The organism is Pseudomonas sp. D4-21, assembly GCF_051132125.1.
In the GTDB taxonomy this organism is placed as follows: domain Bacteria; phylum Pseudomonadota; class Gammaproteobacteria; order Pseudomonadales; family Pseudomonadaceae; genus Aquipseudomonas.
On sequence record NZ_CP071664.1, the window covers coordinates 1,930,488 to 1,948,039 of the forward strand.

The following is a 17,552-nucleotide window of genomic DNA, read 5'->3' on the forward strand; positions in this document are numbered from 1 at the left end:
CTTCCCAAGCTGATACACCGCCATCGCGAGCAGGCTCGCTCCCACAGTGATTCGTGGTGGATTCCGATTTTGTGAAGGAAATCCGCTAAACTGCCGCACGTTTTTTCGTTGAGTGTGTTTCCCATGCAAATTGCCTTGGCGCCCATGGAGGGGTTGGTCGACAACATCCTGCGGGACGTCCTGACCCGTGTTGGCGGCATCGATTGGTGCGTCACCGAGTTCATTCGCGTCAACGACCGTCTGCTCACGCCGGCCTATTTCCATAAGCTTGCCCCTGAACTGTTGACCGGTGCCCAAACAGCGGCGGGTGTGCCCCTGCGTGTGCAGTTGCTCGGTTCCGACCCGGTATGCCTGGCGGAAAACGCGGCGCTGGCCTGCGAGCTGGGCTCCGAGGTGATCGACTTGAATTTCGGGTGCCCGGCCAAGACAGTGAACAAGTCACGGGGCGGGGCGGTGTTGCTCAAGGAGCCAGAGCTGCTCAACGAAATCGTGGAACATGTCCGTCGTGCGGTGCCCAAGCACATTCCGGTTACGGCGAAGATGCGCCTGGGTTTCGACAGCCCGGACGGCGCGCTGGTCTGCGCCACGGCGCTGGCCGAGGGCGGCGCGGCGCACATCGTCGTGCATGCGCGGACCAAGGTCGACGGCTATAAGCCACCGGCCCACTGGGAGTGGATTCCCCGCGTCCAGGAAGTGGTCAAGGTGCCGGTGTTCGCCAACGGCGATATCTGGTGCGTCGATGACTGGCGTCGGTGCCGGGAAATCAGCGGTGTCGAAGACATCATGCTCGGCCGTGGACTGGTCTCCCGTCCCGACCTGGCGCGGCAGATCGCCGCCGCCCGGGCGGGTGAAGAGGTTATCGAGATGTCTTGGGCCGACCTGCAACCGATGCTCCAGGATTTCTGGGTACAGGTAGTGGAGCAATTGACCCCTCGCCAGGCGCCGGGTCGCTTGAAGCAATGGCTGGCCATGCTGACCCGCAATTACCCCGAAGCCGTGGAGTTGTTCGGCGCGCTACGGCGGGAAACGGAACTGGATGCGGTGGGCCATTTATTGGGTGTGCAGCGCACCGAAGCGGCCTGAAAAAAATCTCAGGAAAAGCTCTTGAAAAGTTTTTGGCGGACCCTAGATAGGGGGTACGCGATGCCGAATTCGGGTCGCGGAGACAAAAAACCTTGCTGAACTTTCAGGAGATTTGAATCATGAGTACTGCATTTTCGCTGGCCCCTCTGTTCCGTTCCTCGGTGGGCTTCGACCGTTTCAACGACCTGTTCGAAACCGCACTGCGCAACGAACCGGGCAGCAGTTATCCACCTTACAACGTGGAAAAACACGGCGATGACGAATACCGCATCGTAGTCGCCGCTGCCGGGTTCCGGGAAGAAGACCTGGACCTGCAAGTGGAAAAAGGTGTGCTGACCATCAGCGGCGGCAAGCGCGAGGCCAGCAACGACAGCGTGACCTACCTGCACCAAGGCATCGCCCAGCGGGCGTTCAAGCTGTCCTTCCGGTTGGCGGATCATATCGAGATCAAGGCCGCCGGCCTGAGCAACGGTCTGTTGAGCATCGACCTGTTGCGCGTGGTACCGGAAGAGGCGAAAGCCAAGCGCATCCCGATCAACGGTGCGCAGCAAAAACCCGCGCTGGAGAATTGATCCATCGCAATTGAAGAAGGGCGCCGAATGGCGCCCTTCTTCGTTTTTGAGATCGGTGGAAGATTAATCGTGGCGAGGGGATTTATCCCCGCTGGGCTGCGAAGCAGCCCTAAAAGCCGTCGCCTCGGCGTGTCAGGCTAAACAGCGTCGTCTGTTCTTTTTTGGGGCTGCTTCGCAACCCAGCGGGGATAAATCCCCTCGCCACAAAAGCCCGTCTTGTATTGCGGTTCAGAATTAGGGCAACAACCGCTCAAACGCCTCCAGCGGCAACGGCCGGCTGTGCAGGTAACCCTGGTACAAATGACAATCGAGCCCCTGCAGGAACTGCAATTGTTCCAGCGTTTCCACCCCTTCGGCGATCATTTCCAGGTTCAGGCTACGGGCCATGGCCACGATGGCGCGGATGATTTCGGCGTCGTTGGGGTCGCTGGTGGCGTCCCGCACGAAGGATTGATCGATTTTCAACGTGTCGACCGGTAGGCGTTTGAGGTACGTCAGCGACGAGTATCCCGTGCCGAAATCATCCATGGCGAAGCTCACGCCCAGTTTCTTGAGGCGACGCATCTTGCCGATGGTGTCGTCCAGGTTCTGGATTACGATGCCTTCGGTGATTTCCAGCTTGAGCACGCAATAGGGCAGGCCGTGACGGGAGAGGCTGCTTTCGATGCGTTCGACGAAATCACTCTGGCGAAACTGCCGTGGGCTGATGTTGACGCACAATTTGAAGCGCTGCGGATCGACCTTGCCCTTGGCGATCAACTGCTTGAAGCCGTTGCAGGCTTCATCGAGGATCCAGGTCCCGACCTCCAGGATCAAGCCGCTGTCTTCCAGTACCTTGATGAACTCGTTGGGCGACTGCGCACCCAGGTCCGGATGATGCCAACGGACCAGGGCTTCGGCGCCGATGATGCGATTGTCCCGGGCATCGATCTGGGGCTGGAAATGCAAACTGAACTCGTTGCGAGCCAGGGCCTGGCGCAAGTCGGTTTCCATGCGCAATCGCTCGCTCGCGGCTTTTTGCATGGTGGCGTGGAACATCTGCGAGGTGTTGCGCCCCGAGTCCTTGGCGCGGTAGAGGGCAATGTCGGCGCGCTTGAGCAGGTCGGTCGGGGTGGATCCGTGGTCCGGAATCAGCGCCATGCCAATGCTGGGGGTGACTTGAAGCCGTTGGCCGTCCAGGAACATCGGTTCCGAGAGCAGGTCACGCAGGGTGTCGGCCAGGTTCTGTACCTGTTCGCTGACCGCGGCCCGTGTGCCTTCGAGGCCGCTGAGCAGTACCACGAACTCGTCGCCACCCAGCCGCGCCACGGTGTCTTCGAGGCGCACGCTGGCTTCGAGGCGTGCGGTGATGATCTTCAGCACCGTATCGCCCACCGGATGGCCGAGGGAGTCATTGATGTGCTTGAAGTGGTCCAGGTCGAGGAACAGCAGGGCACCGCGAAGGCTGTGGCGCTTGAGCAAGGCGATCTGCTGGCTCAAGCGGTCCATCAACAACGCCCGGTTGGGCAGGTTGGTGAGTGGGTCGTGATAGGCCAGGTGGCGGATCTGCGCTTCGGCGTTGCGCAGCAGGCTGACGTCCCGGGCTGTCAGCAGCAGACAGGCGGTCTCGTTGAGCGTGATGGGTTCCACCGACACTTCCACCGTGAGGATTTCCCCACGCTTGTTGCGCCCGAGCATTTCCTGATGCACGACCCGGCCCTTGAGCTGTAGCTCTGCCAGCAGCGCCGTGCGTTGTTTTTCCTCGGCCCAGATGCCGACTTCGTACACTGTGTGGCCGACCACTTCGTCGGCGCGATAGCCGGTGAGGCGGCAGAAACCGTCGTTGACCTCAAGGTAGCGGCCGCTTTCGCATTCAGTGATAGTGATGGCGTCAGGGCTGGAGTGGAAAGCCTTGGCGAATTTTTCCTCGCTGGCCTTGAGCGCCGCCTCGGAACGCTGCTGCTGGGTGATGTCCCGCAGGGTGGTGACGATGCAGGGCTGGTTGCCGACGTGGATCTGCCGGCTGGAAATCACGCAGGTCAGCGGCTGGCCGTTCTTGTGGTGGACGACGATGGCGACATTGCTCAGCGATTGCTCACGGATCACCCGTTCGATGCGTTGCAGGCTGCTGCCGGACGCGTCCCACAGACCAATCTCGTCGGCGCTGCGGCCGATGACGTCGCTGGCCGCCCAGCCGAAGGTCTGGGTGAAGCTGGAGTTGATTTCCAGGAATCTGCCATCGTCCTGGTGGGTCACGCAGATCGGGTCGGGGCTGACCTGGAACAGTGTGGCGAATTTTTCTTCCGATGCCGCCAGGCTCTGTTCGCGCTCCACCTGATCGGTGATGTCGAGCAAAGTGCCGGCCATGCGCAAGGGGCTGCCGTCGTCGTCGCGGTAGAGGCGGGCGCGGCTCTCAAGATAGCGTGAGCTGCCGTCCGGCAGCTGCACGCGATAGGTCAATTGATAGTTGCCCGCCGGGCCTTCGCGCAGGCTGCGGTAGGCGTTGCGCATGTTGTTGCGTTCTTCGGTGGGTACGCCCTCGAAAAACGCGTCGAACGATTCATGAAAGGCTTTGGGCTCCAGGCCATGGAGCTGCGCGGCCCGGGCCGAACCGTAGAGCATGCCGCTGGGAATGTGCCAGTCCCAGGTGCCCAGTTGCGCCGAGTCGAGGGCCAGGTCCAGGCGTTCCTGGCTGTCCTTGAGGGCCTGTTCGGCGAGTTTGCGCTCGGTGGTGTCCAGGAACGTGCTCAGCAGGTACGGTTGGCCTTCGAGTTCGACTTTCTGCGCGCTGAGGATGCCGTTGTGGACCTGGCCGTTACTGGCCCGGAACTCCACTTCCATGCTCACCAGTTCGCCTTTGGCCTTGGTCGCCTCCACCAGCTTCGCCCGTTGCCTGGGGTCGACCCACAGGCCCAGTTCCAGAGTGGTGCGGCCAATCACATCGTGAACCGGCCAGCCGAACAGGCTTTCGAAATACTGGTTGGCTTCGCTGATCAGGCCGTCCTCCTGGCGGGTCAGCAAGACCATGTTCGGGCAAAGATGAAAAAGCGTGGCGAAGCGTTTTTCCGAGCTGCGCAGCGCCTGTTCCCGTTCGCGCTGGTGGGTGATCTCGCGAATGACCCCGATCATGCGTGGACGGCCATGTTTGTCGGGCAATACGCTGCCGCTGATTTCCAGCCAATGCAGGCTGCCGTCGGGCCAGACGATTCGGTGGTGCATGGCCTGCTCGAGCGGTGCGCCGGCCACCGCCGCGTGAAACGCGCGCATGGCCCGGGCCCGGTCCTCGGGCAGCAACAGATCGAGGTAGTCCACGTCGGCGGGTAACGGTTGGCGCGGATCGAAGCCGAACAGTGCCTGGGTGCCTCGGGACCAACTGATCTGCCCGGTATCGATGTCCCACGACCAGGCCCCCAGCCGCGCTCCGTTCAGGGCGGCCAGCAGCTGTGGCGCGCTGTCCCAGCTCTGCTCGGACCGCTTCGGGTCGAGCGCCTGGATACGCGGCAGGGGCGGAAGATGGTCGGCGGGTTTGGGCATTCTCTAGCGGGCCTTGGGCGGGTGGGTGTGATGCACAGGCGTAGTGGCCCTATAGGAGTAGCACAACTTATGCCCTTGTCCCTGGCAGATCGATTTGTGCGTCCAGTAGAGCCATGAAAGCCCGTGCTGCATTCGACAGCGTCCGTTCGGTGTGCACGATATAGCCTAGCTGGCGACTGAGCTGTATGCCCGGCAAAGGAATGCGCGCCACCTGTTCGTCGAGCATGGTGCGCGGCAGGACGCTCCAGGCCAGGCCGATGGAGACCATCATCTTTATGGTTTCCAGATAATTCGTGCTCATGGCGATGTTCGGTGTCAGGCCTTGGGCTTCGAACAGTCGCTGGACGATGTGATGGGTGAAGGTATTGCCGCCAGGGAACACCGCCGGATGCAAGGCGATGTCCGCCAGGCTCACTGCGCCGTTTTCCAGCAGCACATGTTCCGGCGCTACGACGAAATCCAGCGGGTCATCCCACACCGGCTTGGCCCTTACCAGTGCGTGGGGCTCGGGGGCGAGGGTGATGACGGCGAGTTCCGCGCGACCGTGAAGGATTTCCTCGTAGGCCACTTCCGAATCAAGGAACTGAATATCCAATGCCACCTGTGGGTAGCGTCGGGTGAATTCCCTTAATAAGGAGGGCAGGCGATGCAAGCCGATGTGGTGACTGGTGGCGAGGGTCAGCCGCCCGGTCACTTCGCCGGTCAGATTGGTCAGGGCGCGGCGGGTGTCGTCGAGCACGTTGAGAATCTGATAGGCCCGGGGCAGCAGCGCCCGGCCGGCTTCGGTCAGGCCAATTTCACGGCCCAGCCGGTCGAAGAGGCGCACATTGAGCTGTTGTTCCAGCCCGGCAATACGCTTGCTGATAGCGGGCTGGGTGAGGTGCAGGCGCTCGCCGGCTCCGGAGAAACTGCCGGTCTCGGCGATGGCAATAAAGGCGTTGAGGTTGGCTAAGTCCATGGCCGTACCGGTCGAATTCCTGTTGGTTATGCAAAGCATGAAAAATATGAATTTGAGTTATTTAATGTAGCCTCATAACATCAGCCTCACAAGCCAAGGGGTCATTTACTCACTCAAGACCCAGGGCATAGAAACAAGCTGATGAGGAAACCGTGTGATGGCCGGCAAAACGCTCTACGACAAGCTCTGGGATTCGCATTTGGTCAAGCAGCGCGACGATGGCTCGGCGCTGATCTACATCGACCGTCACATCATCCATGAAGTGACTTCGCCGCAAGCCTTCGAAGGCCTGCGCCTGGCTGGGCGCAAGCCTTGGCGCATCGATGCCAACATCGCCACCCCGGACCACAACGTACCGACCACCCCGGAGCGCAAGGGCGGCATCGAAGCCATTGCCGACCAGGTCTCGCGCCTTCAAGTCCAGACCCTCGACGACAACTGTGATGAATACGGCATCGTTGAATTCAAGATGAACGACGTGCGCCAGGGCATCGTCCATGTCATCGGCCCGGAGCAAGGCGCGACCTTGCCCGGCATGACCGTGGTCTGCGGTGACTCCCATACCTCGACCCACGGCGCATTCGGCGCCTTGGCCCACGGCATCGGCACTTCCGAGGTCGAGCACGTGCTCGCCACCCAGTGCCTGGTCGCCAAGAAAATGAAAAACATGCTGGTGCGCGTCGAGGGCAAGTTGCCGTTCGGCGTGACCGCCAAGGACATCGTCCTGGCCGTGATCGGCAAGATCGGTACCGCCGGCGGTAACGGCCATGCCATCGAGTTCGCCGGCAGCGCGATCCGCGACTTGTCCGTCGAGGGCCGCATGACCATCTGCAACATGTCCATCGAAGCCGGCGCGCGCGTCGGGTTGGTGGCCGCCGATGAAAAAACCGTCGAATACGTCAAGGGCCGTCCGTTCTCGCCCAAAGGCGCGGAGTGGGACATGGCGGTCGAAGCCTGGAAAGACCTGGTCTCTGACCCGGACGCCAAATTCGACACCGTGGTCGAGCTCGATGCGACGCAGATCAAGCCGCAAGTCAGCTGGGGCACTTCGCCGGAAATGGTCCTGGCCGTGGACCAGAACGTGCCGGATCCGGCCAAGGAAACGGACCTGGTCAAGCGCGACTCCATTGTCCGTGCCTTGAAGTACATGGGCTTGAGCGCCAACCAGGCGATCACCGACATTCAGCTCGACCGTGTTTTCATCGGCTCCTGCACCAACTCGCGGATTGAGGACCTGCGTGCCGCGGCGGTCATCGCCAAGGGCCGCAAGGTCGCCTCGACCATCAAACAGGCCATCGTGGTGCCGGGCTCGGGCCTGGTGAAGGCCCAGGCCGAAGCGGAAGGGCTGGACAAGATTTTCCTCGAAGCCGGTTTCGAATGGCGTGAGCCGGGTTGCTCGATGTGCCTGGCAATGAACCCGGACCGCCTGGAGTCGGGCGAGCATTGCGCCTCGACGTCCAACCGAAATTTCGAAGGCCGTCAGGGTGCCGGTGGTCGTACGCACCTGGTTAGCCCGGCGATGGCCGCGGCGGCAGCTGTCAACGGCCGTTTCGTCGACGTCCGCGAATTGATCTGAAGGAGCGCAGCATGAAAGCTTTTACCCAGCACACCGGTCTTGTCGCGCCTTTGGATCGTGCCAATGTCGACACCGACCAGATCATCCCCAAGCAATTCTTGAAATCCATCAAGCGCACCGGCTTCGGCCCGAACCTGTTCGACGAATGGCGCTACCTGGATGTCGGCCAGCCGTACCAGGACAACTCCAAGCGTCCGCTGAACAAGGACTTCGTGCTCAACGCCGAGCGCTACCAAGGCGCCAGCGTGTTGCTGGCCCGTGAGAACTTCGGCTGCGGCTCGAGCCGCGAGCACGCGCCGTGGGCCCTGGAAGAGTACGGTTTCCGCAGCATCATCGCGCCGAGTTACGCCGACATTTTCTTCAACAACAGCTTCAAGAACGGCCTGCTGCCGATCATCCTCAGCGATGCCGAAGTGGACGAGCTGTTCCAGCAGGTCGAGGCCAATCCTGGTTATCAATTGCAGATCGACCTGGCCGCGCAGACGGTGACCCGCCCCGACGGCAAGGTGCTGGGTTTCGAGATCGATGCGTTTCGCAAGCATTGCCTGCTCAATGGCCTGGATGACATCGGCCTGACCTTGCAGGACGGCGAGGCAATTGCCGCGTTCGAGGCCAAGCATCGGGCGAGCCAGCCTTGGTTGTTTCGCGATGCTTGATTGACCTGAGATAGATGTAGTCAGTGCAGGCCCCTTCGCGAGCAGGCTCGCTCCCACTGGGATTGTGGACGCTGCAAGTCCAGTGTGGGAGCGAGCCTGCTCGCGAAGACGGCGGCACTGACACCACAAGGCTATACCCAAAAAGGAAGTCCCCATGACCAGCACCGCCCACAGCCAAGTCGTCCAAAAGCAATTCGGTGAACAGGCCTCGGCCTACCTGAGCAGTGCCGTGCACGCCCAGGGCGCCGAGTTCGCCCTGCTACAGGCCGAGCTGGCCGGTCGTGGCGATGCCCGTGTGCTGGACCTGGGTTGCGGCGCCGGCCATGTGAGTTTCCACGTGGCGCCGCTGGCCGGTGAGGTGGTGGCCTACGATCTGTCCCAGCAGATGCTCGACGTGGTGACGGCGGCGGCTGCCGAGCGTGGCCTGGGCAATATCAGCACGGTCCGTGGCGCCGCCGAGCGGTTGCCGTTCGCCGACGCTGAGTTCGACTTCGTGTTCAGCCGCTATTCGGCGCATCATTGGAGCGACCTCGGCCTGGCATTGCGGGAAGTGCGCCGGGTGCTCAAGCCGGGCGGGGTGGTAGCGTTCATCGATATCCTGTCGCCTGGCACGCCGTTACTGGACACCTACCTGCAAAGCATCGAAGTGCTGCGCGACACCAGCCATGTGCGCGACTATTCGGCCGCCGAATGGTTGCGCCAGATCAGCGAAGCGGGGCTGCACACTCGCAGCACGTCGCGCCAGCGCCTGCGCCTGGAGTACCAGTCCTGGGTCGAGCGCATGCGCACCCCCGAGGTGATGCGTGCGGCGATTCTTGAGCTGCAGCGTTCGATGGGCGACGAAGTGCGTGAATATTTTCAGATTGAGGCCGATGGTTCGTTCAGTACAGATGTGCTGGTGCTGTGGGCCGAGCGATAGGATTTTTACCGGTCGGCCCCAGGGGTTGTGCCGAAAACCGAACAAACGAGGAAAGCATGAGCAAACAGATTCTGATTCTCCCAGGTGACGGCATCGGCCCGGAAATCATGGCCGAGGCGGTCAAGGTCCTGGAGTTGGCGAACGACAAGTACGGCCTGGGCTTCGAACTCAGCCACGACGTCATCGGTGGCGCGGCCATCGACAAGCACGGCGTACCCCTGGCCGATGAAACCCTGGACCGTGCCCGTGCCGCCGATGCCGTGCTGCTGGGCGCCGTGGGCGGCCCGAAATGGGACAAGATCGAACGCGACATCCGCCCGGAGCGCGGCCTTCTGAAGATTCGTGCGCAACTGGGTCTGTTTGGCAACCTGCGTCCGGCGATCCTTTATCCGCAACTGGCCGACGCGTCGAGCCTGAAGCCGGAAATCGTCTCGGGCCTGGACATCCTCATCGTCCGCGAACTGACCGGCGGTATCTACTTCGGCGCCCCGCGCGGCACCCGTGAGCTGGAGAATGGCGAGCGCCAGGCCTACGACACCCTGCCATACAGCGAAAGCGAAATCCGCCGTATCGCCCGGGTCGGCTTCGACATGGCCCGCGTGCGGGGCAAGAAACTGTGCTCGGTGGACAAGGCCAACGTCCTGGCTTCCAGCCAACTGTGGCGCGAAGTGGTCGAGCAGGTGGCCAAGGATTACCCGGACATCGAACTAAGCCACATGTACGTCGACAACGCGGCGATGCAACTGGTGCGTGCGCCGAAGCAGTTCGACGTGATCGTCACCGACAACATGTTCGGCGACATCCTGTCCGACGAAGCGTCAATGCTCACCGGTTCCATCGGCATGCTGCCGTCGGCCTCCCTGGACGCCAACAACAAGGGCATGTACGAGCCGTGCCACGGTTCGGCGCCGGACATCGCCGGGCAGGGCATTGCCAACCCGTTGGCGACCATCCTGTCGGTGTCGATGATGCTGCGCTACAGCTTCAACTTGAACGATGCCGCCGACGCGATCGAAAAAGCCGTCAGCGTGGTCCTGGACCAAGGCTTGCGCACCGGTGATATCTGGTCGCAAGGCTGTACCAAAGTCGGTACGCAGCAAATGGGCGATGCAGTAGTCGCCGCGCTGCGGAATCTGTAATCTTTCGGGCCCACCGCCTCGACGGTGGCCCACTTTTGTATAGGTGTAGTTGCGATGAAACGTGTAGGTCTGATCGGTTGGCGCGGCATGGTCGGTTCCGTGCTCATGCAGCGAATGCTGGAAGAGCAGGATTTCGATCTCATTGAGCCGGTGTTCTTCACCACTTCCAACGTGGGTGGCCAGGGCCCGTCCGTGGGCAAGGACACCGGTGCGCTCAAGGATGCCTACAGCATCGACGAGCTCAAGACCCTCGACGTGATTTTGACCTGCCAGGGCGGCGACTACACCAGCGAAGTCTTCCCGAAACTGCGTGAAGCCGGCTGGCAGGGTTACTGGATCGATGCCGCTTCCAGCCTGCGCATGCAGGACGACGCGGTGATCATCCTCGACCCGGTCAACCGCAAGGTCATCGACCAGCAGCTGGATGCGGGCACCAAGAACTACATCGGCGGCAACTGCACCGTCAGCCTGATGCTGATGGGTCTGGGCGGCCTGTTCGAAGCGGGCCTGGTGGAGTGGATGAGCGCCATGACCTATCAGGCAGCCTCCGGTGGCGGCGCGCAGCACATGCGCGAGCTGATCAAGCAAATGGGCGTGACCCACGGCGCCGTGGCTGACGAGCTGGCGAACCCGGCCAGTGCCATCCTGGACATCGACCGCAAGGTCGCCGAAGCGATGCGCAGCGATGCCTACCCGACCGAGAATTTCGGCGTGCCGCTGGCCGGCAGCCTGATCCCTTGGATCGACAAGGAACTGCCGAACGGCCAGAGCCGTGAAGAATGGAAGGCCCAGGCCGAGACCAACAAGATCCTGGGCCGCTTCAAGAGCCCGATCCCGGTGGACGGCATCTGCGTGCGCATCGGCGCCATGCGTTGCCACAGCCAGGCGCTGACCATCAAGCTGAACAAAGACGTGCCGATCGCCGACATCGAAGGCTTGATCAGCCAGCACAACCCGTGGGTCAAGCTGGTGCCAAACAACCGTGAAACCAGCATGCAGGAGCTGAGCCCGACCAAGGTCAACGGCACCCTGAACGTGCCAGTGGGCCGCTTGCGCAAACTGAACATGGGCTCGCAGTTCGTCGGTGCCTTCACCGTTGGCGACCAACTGTTGTGGGGCGCGGCCGAACCGCTGCGCCGCATGCTGCGGATTTTGCTCGAGCGTTGATCGATTGTCGCTGTGAAAGAACCCGCGCCTTGTAAGAGGTGCGGGTTTTTTATTGGGGCAGTTTTTGGGTGTCTGGACCGGCCCCTTCACGAGCAGGCTCGCTTCCACAGATTTTGTGTTCACTGAAGATCCAATGTGGGAGCGAGCCTGCTCGCGAAGGGGCCAGCACAGTCACCACAAACTTCCCGCCAATTGCCTGCCCACCCACCACCCGGTAAAGTGCCGCTCCCCACGTTTTACCTGAGGTAGACCCATGAGCCAGTCCTTTGATATTGCCGTGATCGGCGCCACCGGTACTGTCGGCGAAACCCTCGTCCAGATTCTTGAAGAGCGCGACTTCCCGATCGGCAACCTGCACCTGTTGGCCAGCAGCGAGTCGGCGGGCAGCTCGGTGATGTTCCGGAGTAAAAACGTGCGGGTGCGCGAGGTCGATGAGTTCGATTTCAGCAAAGTCCAACTGGCGTTTTTCGCGGCCGGGCCGGCGGTCACCCTGAGCTTCGCTCCGCGCGCCACGGCGGCCGGCTGCGCGCTGATCGACCTGTCCGGTGCGCTGCCGGCCGAACAGGCGCCGCAGATCGTACCGGAGGCCAACCCGCACGTGCTGGCGAACCTGTCCAGGCCCGTGCAGGTCAGCAGCCCCAGCCCCTCGGCGACGGTCCTGGCCGTTGCCTTGGCACCGTTGCGCCAATGCCTGGATATCCAGCGCGTGAGCCTGACTGCCAGCCTCGCCGTATCGGCCCAAGGCCGCGTTGCGGTCACTGAATTGGCGCGCCAGACGGCGGAATTGCTCAACGCCCGTCCGCTCGAACCGACGTTCTTCGACCGGCAGATGGCGTTCAACCTGTTGGCCCAGGTGGGTAGTCCCGATGCGCAGGGCCATACCCCACTGGAAAAGCGACTGGTGAGTGAGCTGCGCCAAGTGCTGGAGCAACCTTTGTTAAAGATTTCCGCGACTTGCATTCAAGCCCCGGTGTTTTTTGGCGATAGCTTTAGCGTGACCGTGGAGTCTGCCGGTCCCGTCGACCTGGCGAAGGTCAACGCCGCCCTGGAAGCGGTCCCCGGCATCGAGCTGGTGGAGGTGGGTGATTATCCGACGCCGGTGGGTGATGCGGTGGGGCAGGATGTGGTCTATATCGGTCGCGTGCGCGGCGGCATCGATGATCCGTCGGAGCTGAATATGTGGCTGACGTCGGATAACGTGCGCAAGGGCGCGGCGCTCAACGCGGTGCAGGTGGCTGAGTTGTTGATAAAAGACCTGCTGTAAAAGATACTTGGCAACAATTTGTCGAATGGTTCTAGCTGGGCGCTATGCTTGGCCAGAGTGCTGAAGGCGAACCTCCCCCCGGGGACTGCCTCGGGCATGAGTGAAACGATCGCGCGCACCGTCGCTTGGGGCTGCGCGCAATGCCTTACGGCAGCGGCATCAACACCTTCTCGCTGGCCGAGGAATGTTCAAACAAAGGAAGAGGCTATGGTTCAAGTTCGCAAACTGGTGTTAGCAATAGCGGCCGCCTCGGCGCTGTCCTCCGGTATGGCGCAAGCGCTCGGGCTGGGGGAATTGACCCTCAAGTCGCCGCCGAACCAGCCTCTGGTGGCCGAGATCGAACTGCTCGATGTCCAGCAACTGACCGCCGCCGAGGTGGTGCCGAGCCTGGCCCCACCTGAAGAATTCGCCAAGGCGGGCATTGACCGCCAAGCTTTTCTCAATGAATTGAGCTTCACACCGGTGATCAACGCCAACGGCAAGAGTGTCCTGCGGGTGACTTCCAGCCGGCCGCTGACCGAACCGATGGTCAAATTCCTCGTGCAGGTGATGTGGCCCAACGGCCGCTTGCTGCGCGACTACAGCGTACTGCTCGATCCGTCTAAGTTCTCGCCGCAGGCCGCCGACGCCGCTCGGGCGAAGCCGTCCCAGGTGGTGTCTTCGCCGGTCACCGGGGCTACCAAGCCGTCCCAATACACCACGACGCCGCGCGATACCCTATGGGAAATCGCCGCCAAGGTGCGCAACGGTGGTTCGGTGCAGCAAACGATGCTGGCGATCCAGGCGTTGAACCCGAACGCATTCATCGACGGCAACATCAACCTGCTCAAGACCGGCCAGGTGTTGCGCCTGCCCGATCCGGTGCAAAGCACGGCATTGCCGCAGCCCCAGGCCATCGCCGAAGTGGCCGCTCAAAACGCCGCCTGGCGCCAGGGGCGTCGGAGCGGGGCGGGTAACGGACGCCAGCAGGTGGACGCCACCCGGCGTGGCGGTGGCGATAACGCACCGGCCCAGGGCGCGGCTCGCGATAACCTGAGCCTGGTTTCCGCCGAGTCGGCGAAAGCGGGTGCCAAAGGCAAAGGCGCAGCCGGTGATGCCCAGGCCCTGAGTAACCAACTTGCCGTGACTCAGGAAAGCCTCGATTCGGCTCGTCGCGACAATGAAGAACTGAAGAGCCGCATGGCCGATCTTCAGAGCCAGCTGGACAAACTGCAGCGCCTGATCGAGCTGAAGAACAATCAACTGGCGAAAATGCAGGCCGAAGGCGTCGCGGTCCCGCCCACTGGCGAAGCCACCCCGGCGATGTCGGCGGAACTGACCCCCGCGCCAGCGGCACAAGCACCGTCCGCCGCCCCGGCACCCCAGGCCACCCCGGAAGCGACCCCGCCGGTTGAACCGGCGCCGGCCGCAGCCGACGAGAAAAAATACAACGACCTGCTGACCAATCCGATCCTGCTGGGCCTGATTGGCGGCGGTGCGTTGCTCCTCTTGCTGCTGCTCCTGCTGCTCGCTCGCCGCCGCAAGGCCCAGCAGGAAGCCGAGAAACATTTGCGCATGGCCCGAGCCCTCGAGGAGGAGGCCGACTTCTCCCCGGAGCTCGATCTGCCCCCGAGCAGCTTCGAGGGCATTGAAGTACCACCACCCAGCGTAAAGCTCGAACCCAAGCCAGCCCCCGCGCCAGCCCCTAGGCCTGCCCCGGTGGTTGCGCCCGTGGTCGTCACGCCCCCCATAGCCGCACCGCTGGTAGCGCCGGCCGCGGAGCGTTCGGACGACGTGCTGCCCCAGGCTCAGTCGCACATCGATCGTGGTCGCTTGAATCAGGCCGCCGACCTGCTTGAGCAAGGCATCAAGGCCGAGCCCCAGCGCAGCGACCTGCGCTTGAAGCTGATGGAAGTCTACGGCCAGCAGGGCGACCGCGACGCCTTTGTCGCCCAGGAGCGGCAGTTGGTCGCCAATGGCGACAATTACGCCCAGGTCGAACAGCTCAAGAGCCGTTTCCCGGCCATGGCGGTCGCCGCCGGTGCAGGCCTGGCTGCGGCAGCTGTCGCCGCTGAGTTGGATGCCCAGTACGTCAAGGAGCTGTTGGAAGACAAATCGCCGACCGACGACGAGCTCGACAGCGCTTTTGATCTGAGCCTGGAGGACATGGACACCGCTCCGGTCGCGCCAGCCCCCGAGCCGCTCGCCGAACTGGATGCGTTTCCGCAAGACGATGACCTGAGTTTTGAATCGGTGCTCAAGCAACAGACCGAGGCCAACGAAAGCCTCGACGATCTGTCGGAGTTCGATCTGGACCTGGGCGCGGATGCTCCGGCACCCGCCTTGGCGGATGAAGACTTCCTGCTGGACCTGGACGACGATCTCAAGGGGTTGGACATTCCAGCGGCCGAAACGCCCGCGTTGGATGACACGCCGGCCGACGATCTTGAACTGCCGGCGGATTTCGATCTGTCCCTGGCCGACGAGATGGACGCCCACGATCAGCCTAAGGATGCCTTCGAGTCCGAGCTGGACGATGTCAACGCCGAGCTGGATCGCCTGTCCGACAGCATAGGCCAGCCAACCTTCACTGCTGAAGACGCCTTGGCGACTGCCGACGACGAGCCGGACTTCGATTTCCTCAGCGGCACCGACGAAGTGGCAACCAAGCTCGATCTGGCCCAGGCCTACATCGACATGGGCGACAATGACGGCGCCCGGGATATCCTCGGCGAAGTGCTCAGTGAAGGCGATGCCACGCAGAAGAGCGAAGCGAAGGAGATGCTGTCGCGCCTGGCGTGAGTCAGCGGTTAAACAAAAACGGCAGCCGGTGAGGCTGCCGTTTTTATTTGCAGGTTTTGTAGCGTCTGGGCTGGCGGCATCGCGAGCAGGCTCGCTCCCACAGGTGTTGTGGTCGCTGGAAACCCCTGTGGGAGCGAGCCTGCTCGCGATGGCGCCAGGCCATTCACCGCAGGACCGCCGGTTACACTGGCATCCCACCGCACCCGCTTTATAATGCCCGCCTTTGCGTACCTCAGCAGGCTGTAATTCCTTGGCAAACATAGACAACCCGGCCGCCGAAATGGCGGCCGACGGCTTTTTCCGAATCGCCTTGGGCGTTGAATACAAAGGCTCGCGCTATCGCGGCTGGCAGCGTCAGGCCTCCGGCGTATTAACGGTGCAGGAAACCCTTGAAGACGCGCTGTCCAAAGTCGCCGATTCGCCCGTGTCGCTGCATTGCGCCGGACGAACCGACGCCGGCGTGCATGCCTGCGGCCAGGTGGTGCATTTTGACACCCAAGTCGAGCGCTCGATGAAGGCTTGGGTGATGGGGGCCAATATCAACCTGCCGCACGATGTCAGCGTCAGTTGGGCAAAGGCGATGCCCGCGCATTTTCATGCGCGCTTCAAGGCCATCGCCCGGCGCTATCGCTACGTGATCTACAACGATCAGATCCGCCCAGCGCACCTGAATGAAGAAATCACCTGGAACCACCGTCCGCTGGATGTCGAGCGTATGGCCGAGGCCGCGAAATACCTGGTCGGCGTCCATGATTTCAGCGCTTTTCGCGCGGGGCAGTGCCAGGCCAAGTCGCCGATCAAGGAACTGCATCACCTGCGCGTAACCCGTCACGGCAAGATGATCGTGCTTGATATCCGCGCCAGCGCCTTTCTGCACCACATGGTGCGCAACATCGCCGGTGTGCTGATGACCATCGGCGCGGGTGAACGGCCGGTGGAATGGGTCAAGGAAGTGCTCGAAAGCCGCATTCGCCGCTCGGGAGGCGTGACCGCGCACCCGTTTGGCCTGTACCTGGTCCAGGTTGAATATCACGACGAATTCGAGTTGCCTGAGCGTTACATCGGGCCACATTTCCTCACGGGGTTCTCGGAACTCGACGGCTGACGCCCTCCGCTGCATTTGTTACCATCCGGGACTTCCACGGATTTGCCTGAGGTTTTATCCACCATGTCGGTCGTTCGCAGCAAGATATGCGGAATCACCCGAGTCGAAGACGCCTTGGCGGCGGTCGACGCCGGTGCGGACGCCATCGGGCTCGTGTTCTACGCCAAGAGCCCGCGGGCGGTGACGGTGCAGCAGGCACGAGCGATCATTCAGGCGCTGCCACCCTTCGTCACGCCGGTCGGCCTGTTCGTCAATGCGAGTCGTTGCGAGCTGGGCGAAATCCTCGATGCGGTGCCGCTGGCCTTCCTGCAGTTCCATGGCGACGAGACACCCGCCGATTGCGAGGGTTGGCATCGACCGTACATCAAGGCGTTGCGGGTCAAGGCCGGCGACGACATCGCCGCCAGTTGCAAAGCCTTTTCCGGGGCCAGCGGTATCTTGCTGGACACCTACGTGGAGGGCGTTCCGGGAGGGACCGGTGAAGCGTTCGACTGGACGTTGGTGCCGCAGGGCCTGGACAAGCCGATCATCCTCGCCGGTGGCCTGACGGCGGACAACGTGGCTGACGCCATCGCCCAGGTTCGACCCTACGCGGTGGACGTCAGTGGCGGGGTGGAGCAGGCCAGGGGCATCAAGGACCCGGCGAAGATCCGGGCATTCATGGCGGCTGTGCGCAGCAGCCAGTCGTCAATGTGACGGCTGGCAGACTGCCGCCGTCCATACCTGCACTGTTCAAAGCAGGCAGGCGCCGCCTACGGGTGGGCCGATAGCGTAGTGGCAATCGCAGTGCAGCGGTTGCCGGGATGGCGGGGGATGGTT

13 protein-coding genes are annotated in these 17,552 nt (G+C 62.4%); 11 read left to right on the forward strand and 2 right to left on the reverse strand.

What is annotated here, in order from left to right; genetic code table 11:
- Positions 1-123 precede the first annotated feature (123 nt).
- Together J3Q04_RS08620 and J3Q04_RS08625 are read left to right on the forward strand one after the other, a co-directional pair.
- On the forward strand, positions 124-1,083 hold the full coding sequence (locus J3Q04_RS08620; RefSeq protein ID WP_420765680.1) for a tRNA dihydrouridine synthase: 960 nt from the start codon (positions 124-126) through the stop codon (positions 1,081-1,083).
- A gap of 119 nt (positions 1,084-1,202) precedes the next feature.
- Positions 1,203-1,655 carry an Hsp20 family protein gene (locus J3Q04_RS08625; protein WP_420765681.1) on the forward strand — a complete coding sequence of 151 codons (453 nt, stop codon included), beginning with the start codon at positions 1,203-1,205 and terminating at the stop codon, positions 1,653-1,655.
- Between the two features lie 234 nt (positions 1,656-1,889).
- Here the strand turns inward: J3Q04_RS08625 and J3Q04_RS08630 are convergent, their stop codons facing one another.
- Together J3Q04_RS08630 and J3Q04_RS08635 are read right to left on the reverse strand one after the other, a co-directional pair.
- Positions 1,890-5,168 (reverse strand): PAS domain S-box protein, encoded by a 3,279-nt coding sequence (locus J3Q04_RS08630; RefSeq protein ID WP_434606887.1) that lies wholly within the window; start codon positions 5,166-5,168, stop codon positions 1,890-1,892.
- A gap of 67 nt (positions 5,169-5,235) precedes the next feature.
- Positions 5,236-6,126, reverse strand: a complete 891-nt coding sequence (locus J3Q04_RS08635; protein WP_434606885.1) for a LysR family transcriptional regulator — start codon at positions 6,124-6,126, stop codon at positions 5,236-5,238.
- A gap of 157 nt (positions 6,127-6,283) precedes the next feature.
- Here J3Q04_RS08635 and leuC point away from each other — a divergent pair, with 157 nt between their 5' ends.
- The 9 genes from leuC (at position 6,284) to J3Q04_RS08680 (ending at position 17,429) form a co-directional block, all read left to right on the forward strand.
- A complete protein-coding gene (gene leuC / locus J3Q04_RS08640) occupies positions 6,284-7,702 on the forward strand; it encodes a 3-isopropylmalate dehydratase large subunit (protein WP_420765684.1) in 1,419 nt (472 codons plus the stop codon).
- An 11-nt stretch (positions 7,703-7,713) separates the two neighbouring features.
- On the forward strand, positions 7,714-8,358 hold the full coding sequence (leuD, locus tag J3Q04_RS08645; protein WP_030142033.1) for a 3-isopropylmalate dehydratase small subunit: 645 nt from the start codon (positions 7,714-7,716) through the stop codon (positions 8,356-8,358).
- Positions 8,359-8,512: 154 nt separating this feature from the next.
- Positions 8,513-9,277 carry a class I SAM-dependent methyltransferase gene (locus J3Q04_RS08650; protein ID WP_434606883.1) on the forward strand — a complete coding sequence of 255 codons (765 nt, stop codon included), beginning with the start codon at positions 8,513-8,515 and terminating at the stop codon, positions 9,275-9,277.
- Between the two features lie 56 nt (positions 9,278-9,333).
- On the forward strand, positions 9,334-10,416 hold the full coding sequence (gene leuB / locus J3Q04_RS08655; RefSeq protein WP_063320312.1) for a 3-isopropylmalate dehydrogenase: 1,083 nt from the start codon (positions 9,334-9,336) through the stop codon (positions 10,414-10,416).
- A gap of 54 nt (positions 10,417-10,470) precedes the next feature.
- Positions 10,471-11,583 (forward strand): aspartate-semialdehyde dehydrogenase, encoded by a 1,113-nt coding sequence (gene asd, locus J3Q04_RS08660; RefSeq protein WP_420765686.1) that lies wholly within the window; start codon positions 10,471-10,473, stop codon positions 11,581-11,583.
- A gap of 253 nt (positions 11,584-11,836) precedes the next feature.
- Positions 11,837-12,847: an aspartate-semialdehyde dehydrogenase gene (locus J3Q04_RS08665; RefSeq protein ID WP_434606881.1), complete on the forward strand. Its 1,011-nt coding sequence runs from the start codon at positions 11,837-11,839 to the stop codon at positions 12,845-12,847.
- 207 nt (positions 12,848-13,054) lie between these two features.
- On the forward strand, positions 13,055-15,628 hold the full coding sequence (locus J3Q04_RS08670) for a FimV/HubP family polar landmark protein (protein WP_434606878.1): 2,574 nt from the start codon (positions 13,055-13,057) through the stop codon (positions 15,626-15,628).
- Between the two features lie 280 nt (positions 15,629-15,908).
- Entirely contained in the window at positions 15,909-16,733 is an 825-nt protein-coding gene (gene truA / locus J3Q04_RS08675) for a tRNA pseudouridine(38-40) synthase TruA (protein ID WP_434611635.1), read from the forward strand.
- A gap of 63 nt (positions 16,734-16,796) precedes the next feature.
- Positions 16,797-17,429 (forward strand): phosphoribosylanthranilate isomerase, encoded by a 633-nt coding sequence (locus J3Q04_RS08680; RefSeq protein WP_420765689.1) that lies wholly within the window; start codon positions 16,797-16,799, stop codon positions 17,427-17,429.
- The last annotated feature ends 123 nt before the right edge of the window (positions 17,430-17,552 follow it).

Coding starts and splice junctions, on each gene's coding strand:
- J3Q04_RS08620 (WP_420765680.1), top strand. CDS start 124: ATGCAAATTGCCTTGGCGCCCATGGAGGGGTTGGTCGACAACATCCTG.
- J3Q04_RS08625 (WP_420765681.1), top strand. CDS start 1,203: ATGAGTACTGCATTTTCGCTGGCCCCTCTGTTCCGTTCCTCGGTGGGC.
- J3Q04_RS08630 (WP_434606887.1), bottom strand. CDS start 5,168: ATGCCCAAACCCGCCGACCATCTTCCGCCCCTGCCGCGTATCCAGGCG.
- J3Q04_RS08635 (WP_434606885.1), bottom strand. CDS start 6,126: ATGGACTTAGCCAACCTCAACGCCTTTATTGCCATCGCCGAGACCGGC.
- leuC (WP_420765684.1), top strand. CDS start 6,284: ATGGCCGGCAAAACGCTCTACGACAAGCTCTGGGATTCGCATTTGGTC.
- leuD (WP_030142033.1), top strand. CDS start 7,714: ATGAAAGCTTTTACCCAGCACACCGGTCTTGTCGCGCCTTTGGATCGT.
- J3Q04_RS08650 (WP_434606883.1), top strand. CDS start 8,513: ATGACCAGCACCGCCCACAGCCAAGTCGTCCAAAAGCAATTCGGTGAA.
- leuB (WP_063320312.1), top strand. CDS start 9,334: ATGAGCAAACAGATTCTGATTCTCCCAGGTGACGGCATCGGCCCGGAA.
- asd (WP_420765686.1), top strand. CDS start 10,471: ATGAAACGTGTAGGTCTGATCGGTTGGCGCGGCATGGTCGGTTCCGTG.
- J3Q04_RS08665 (WP_434606881.1), top strand. CDS start 11,837: ATGAGCCAGTCCTTTGATATTGCCGTGATCGGCGCCACCGGTACTGTC.
- J3Q04_RS08670 (WP_434606878.1), top strand. CDS start 13,055: ATGGTTCAAGTTCGCAAACTGGTGTTAGCAATAGCGGCCGCCTCGGCG.
- truA (WP_434611635.1), top strand. CDS start 15,909: ATGGCGGCCGACGGCTTTTTCCGAATCGCCTTGGGCGTTGAATACAAA.
- J3Q04_RS08680 (WP_420765689.1), top strand. CDS start 16,797: ATGTCGGTCGTTCGCAGCAAGATATGCGGAATCACCCGAGTCGAAGAC.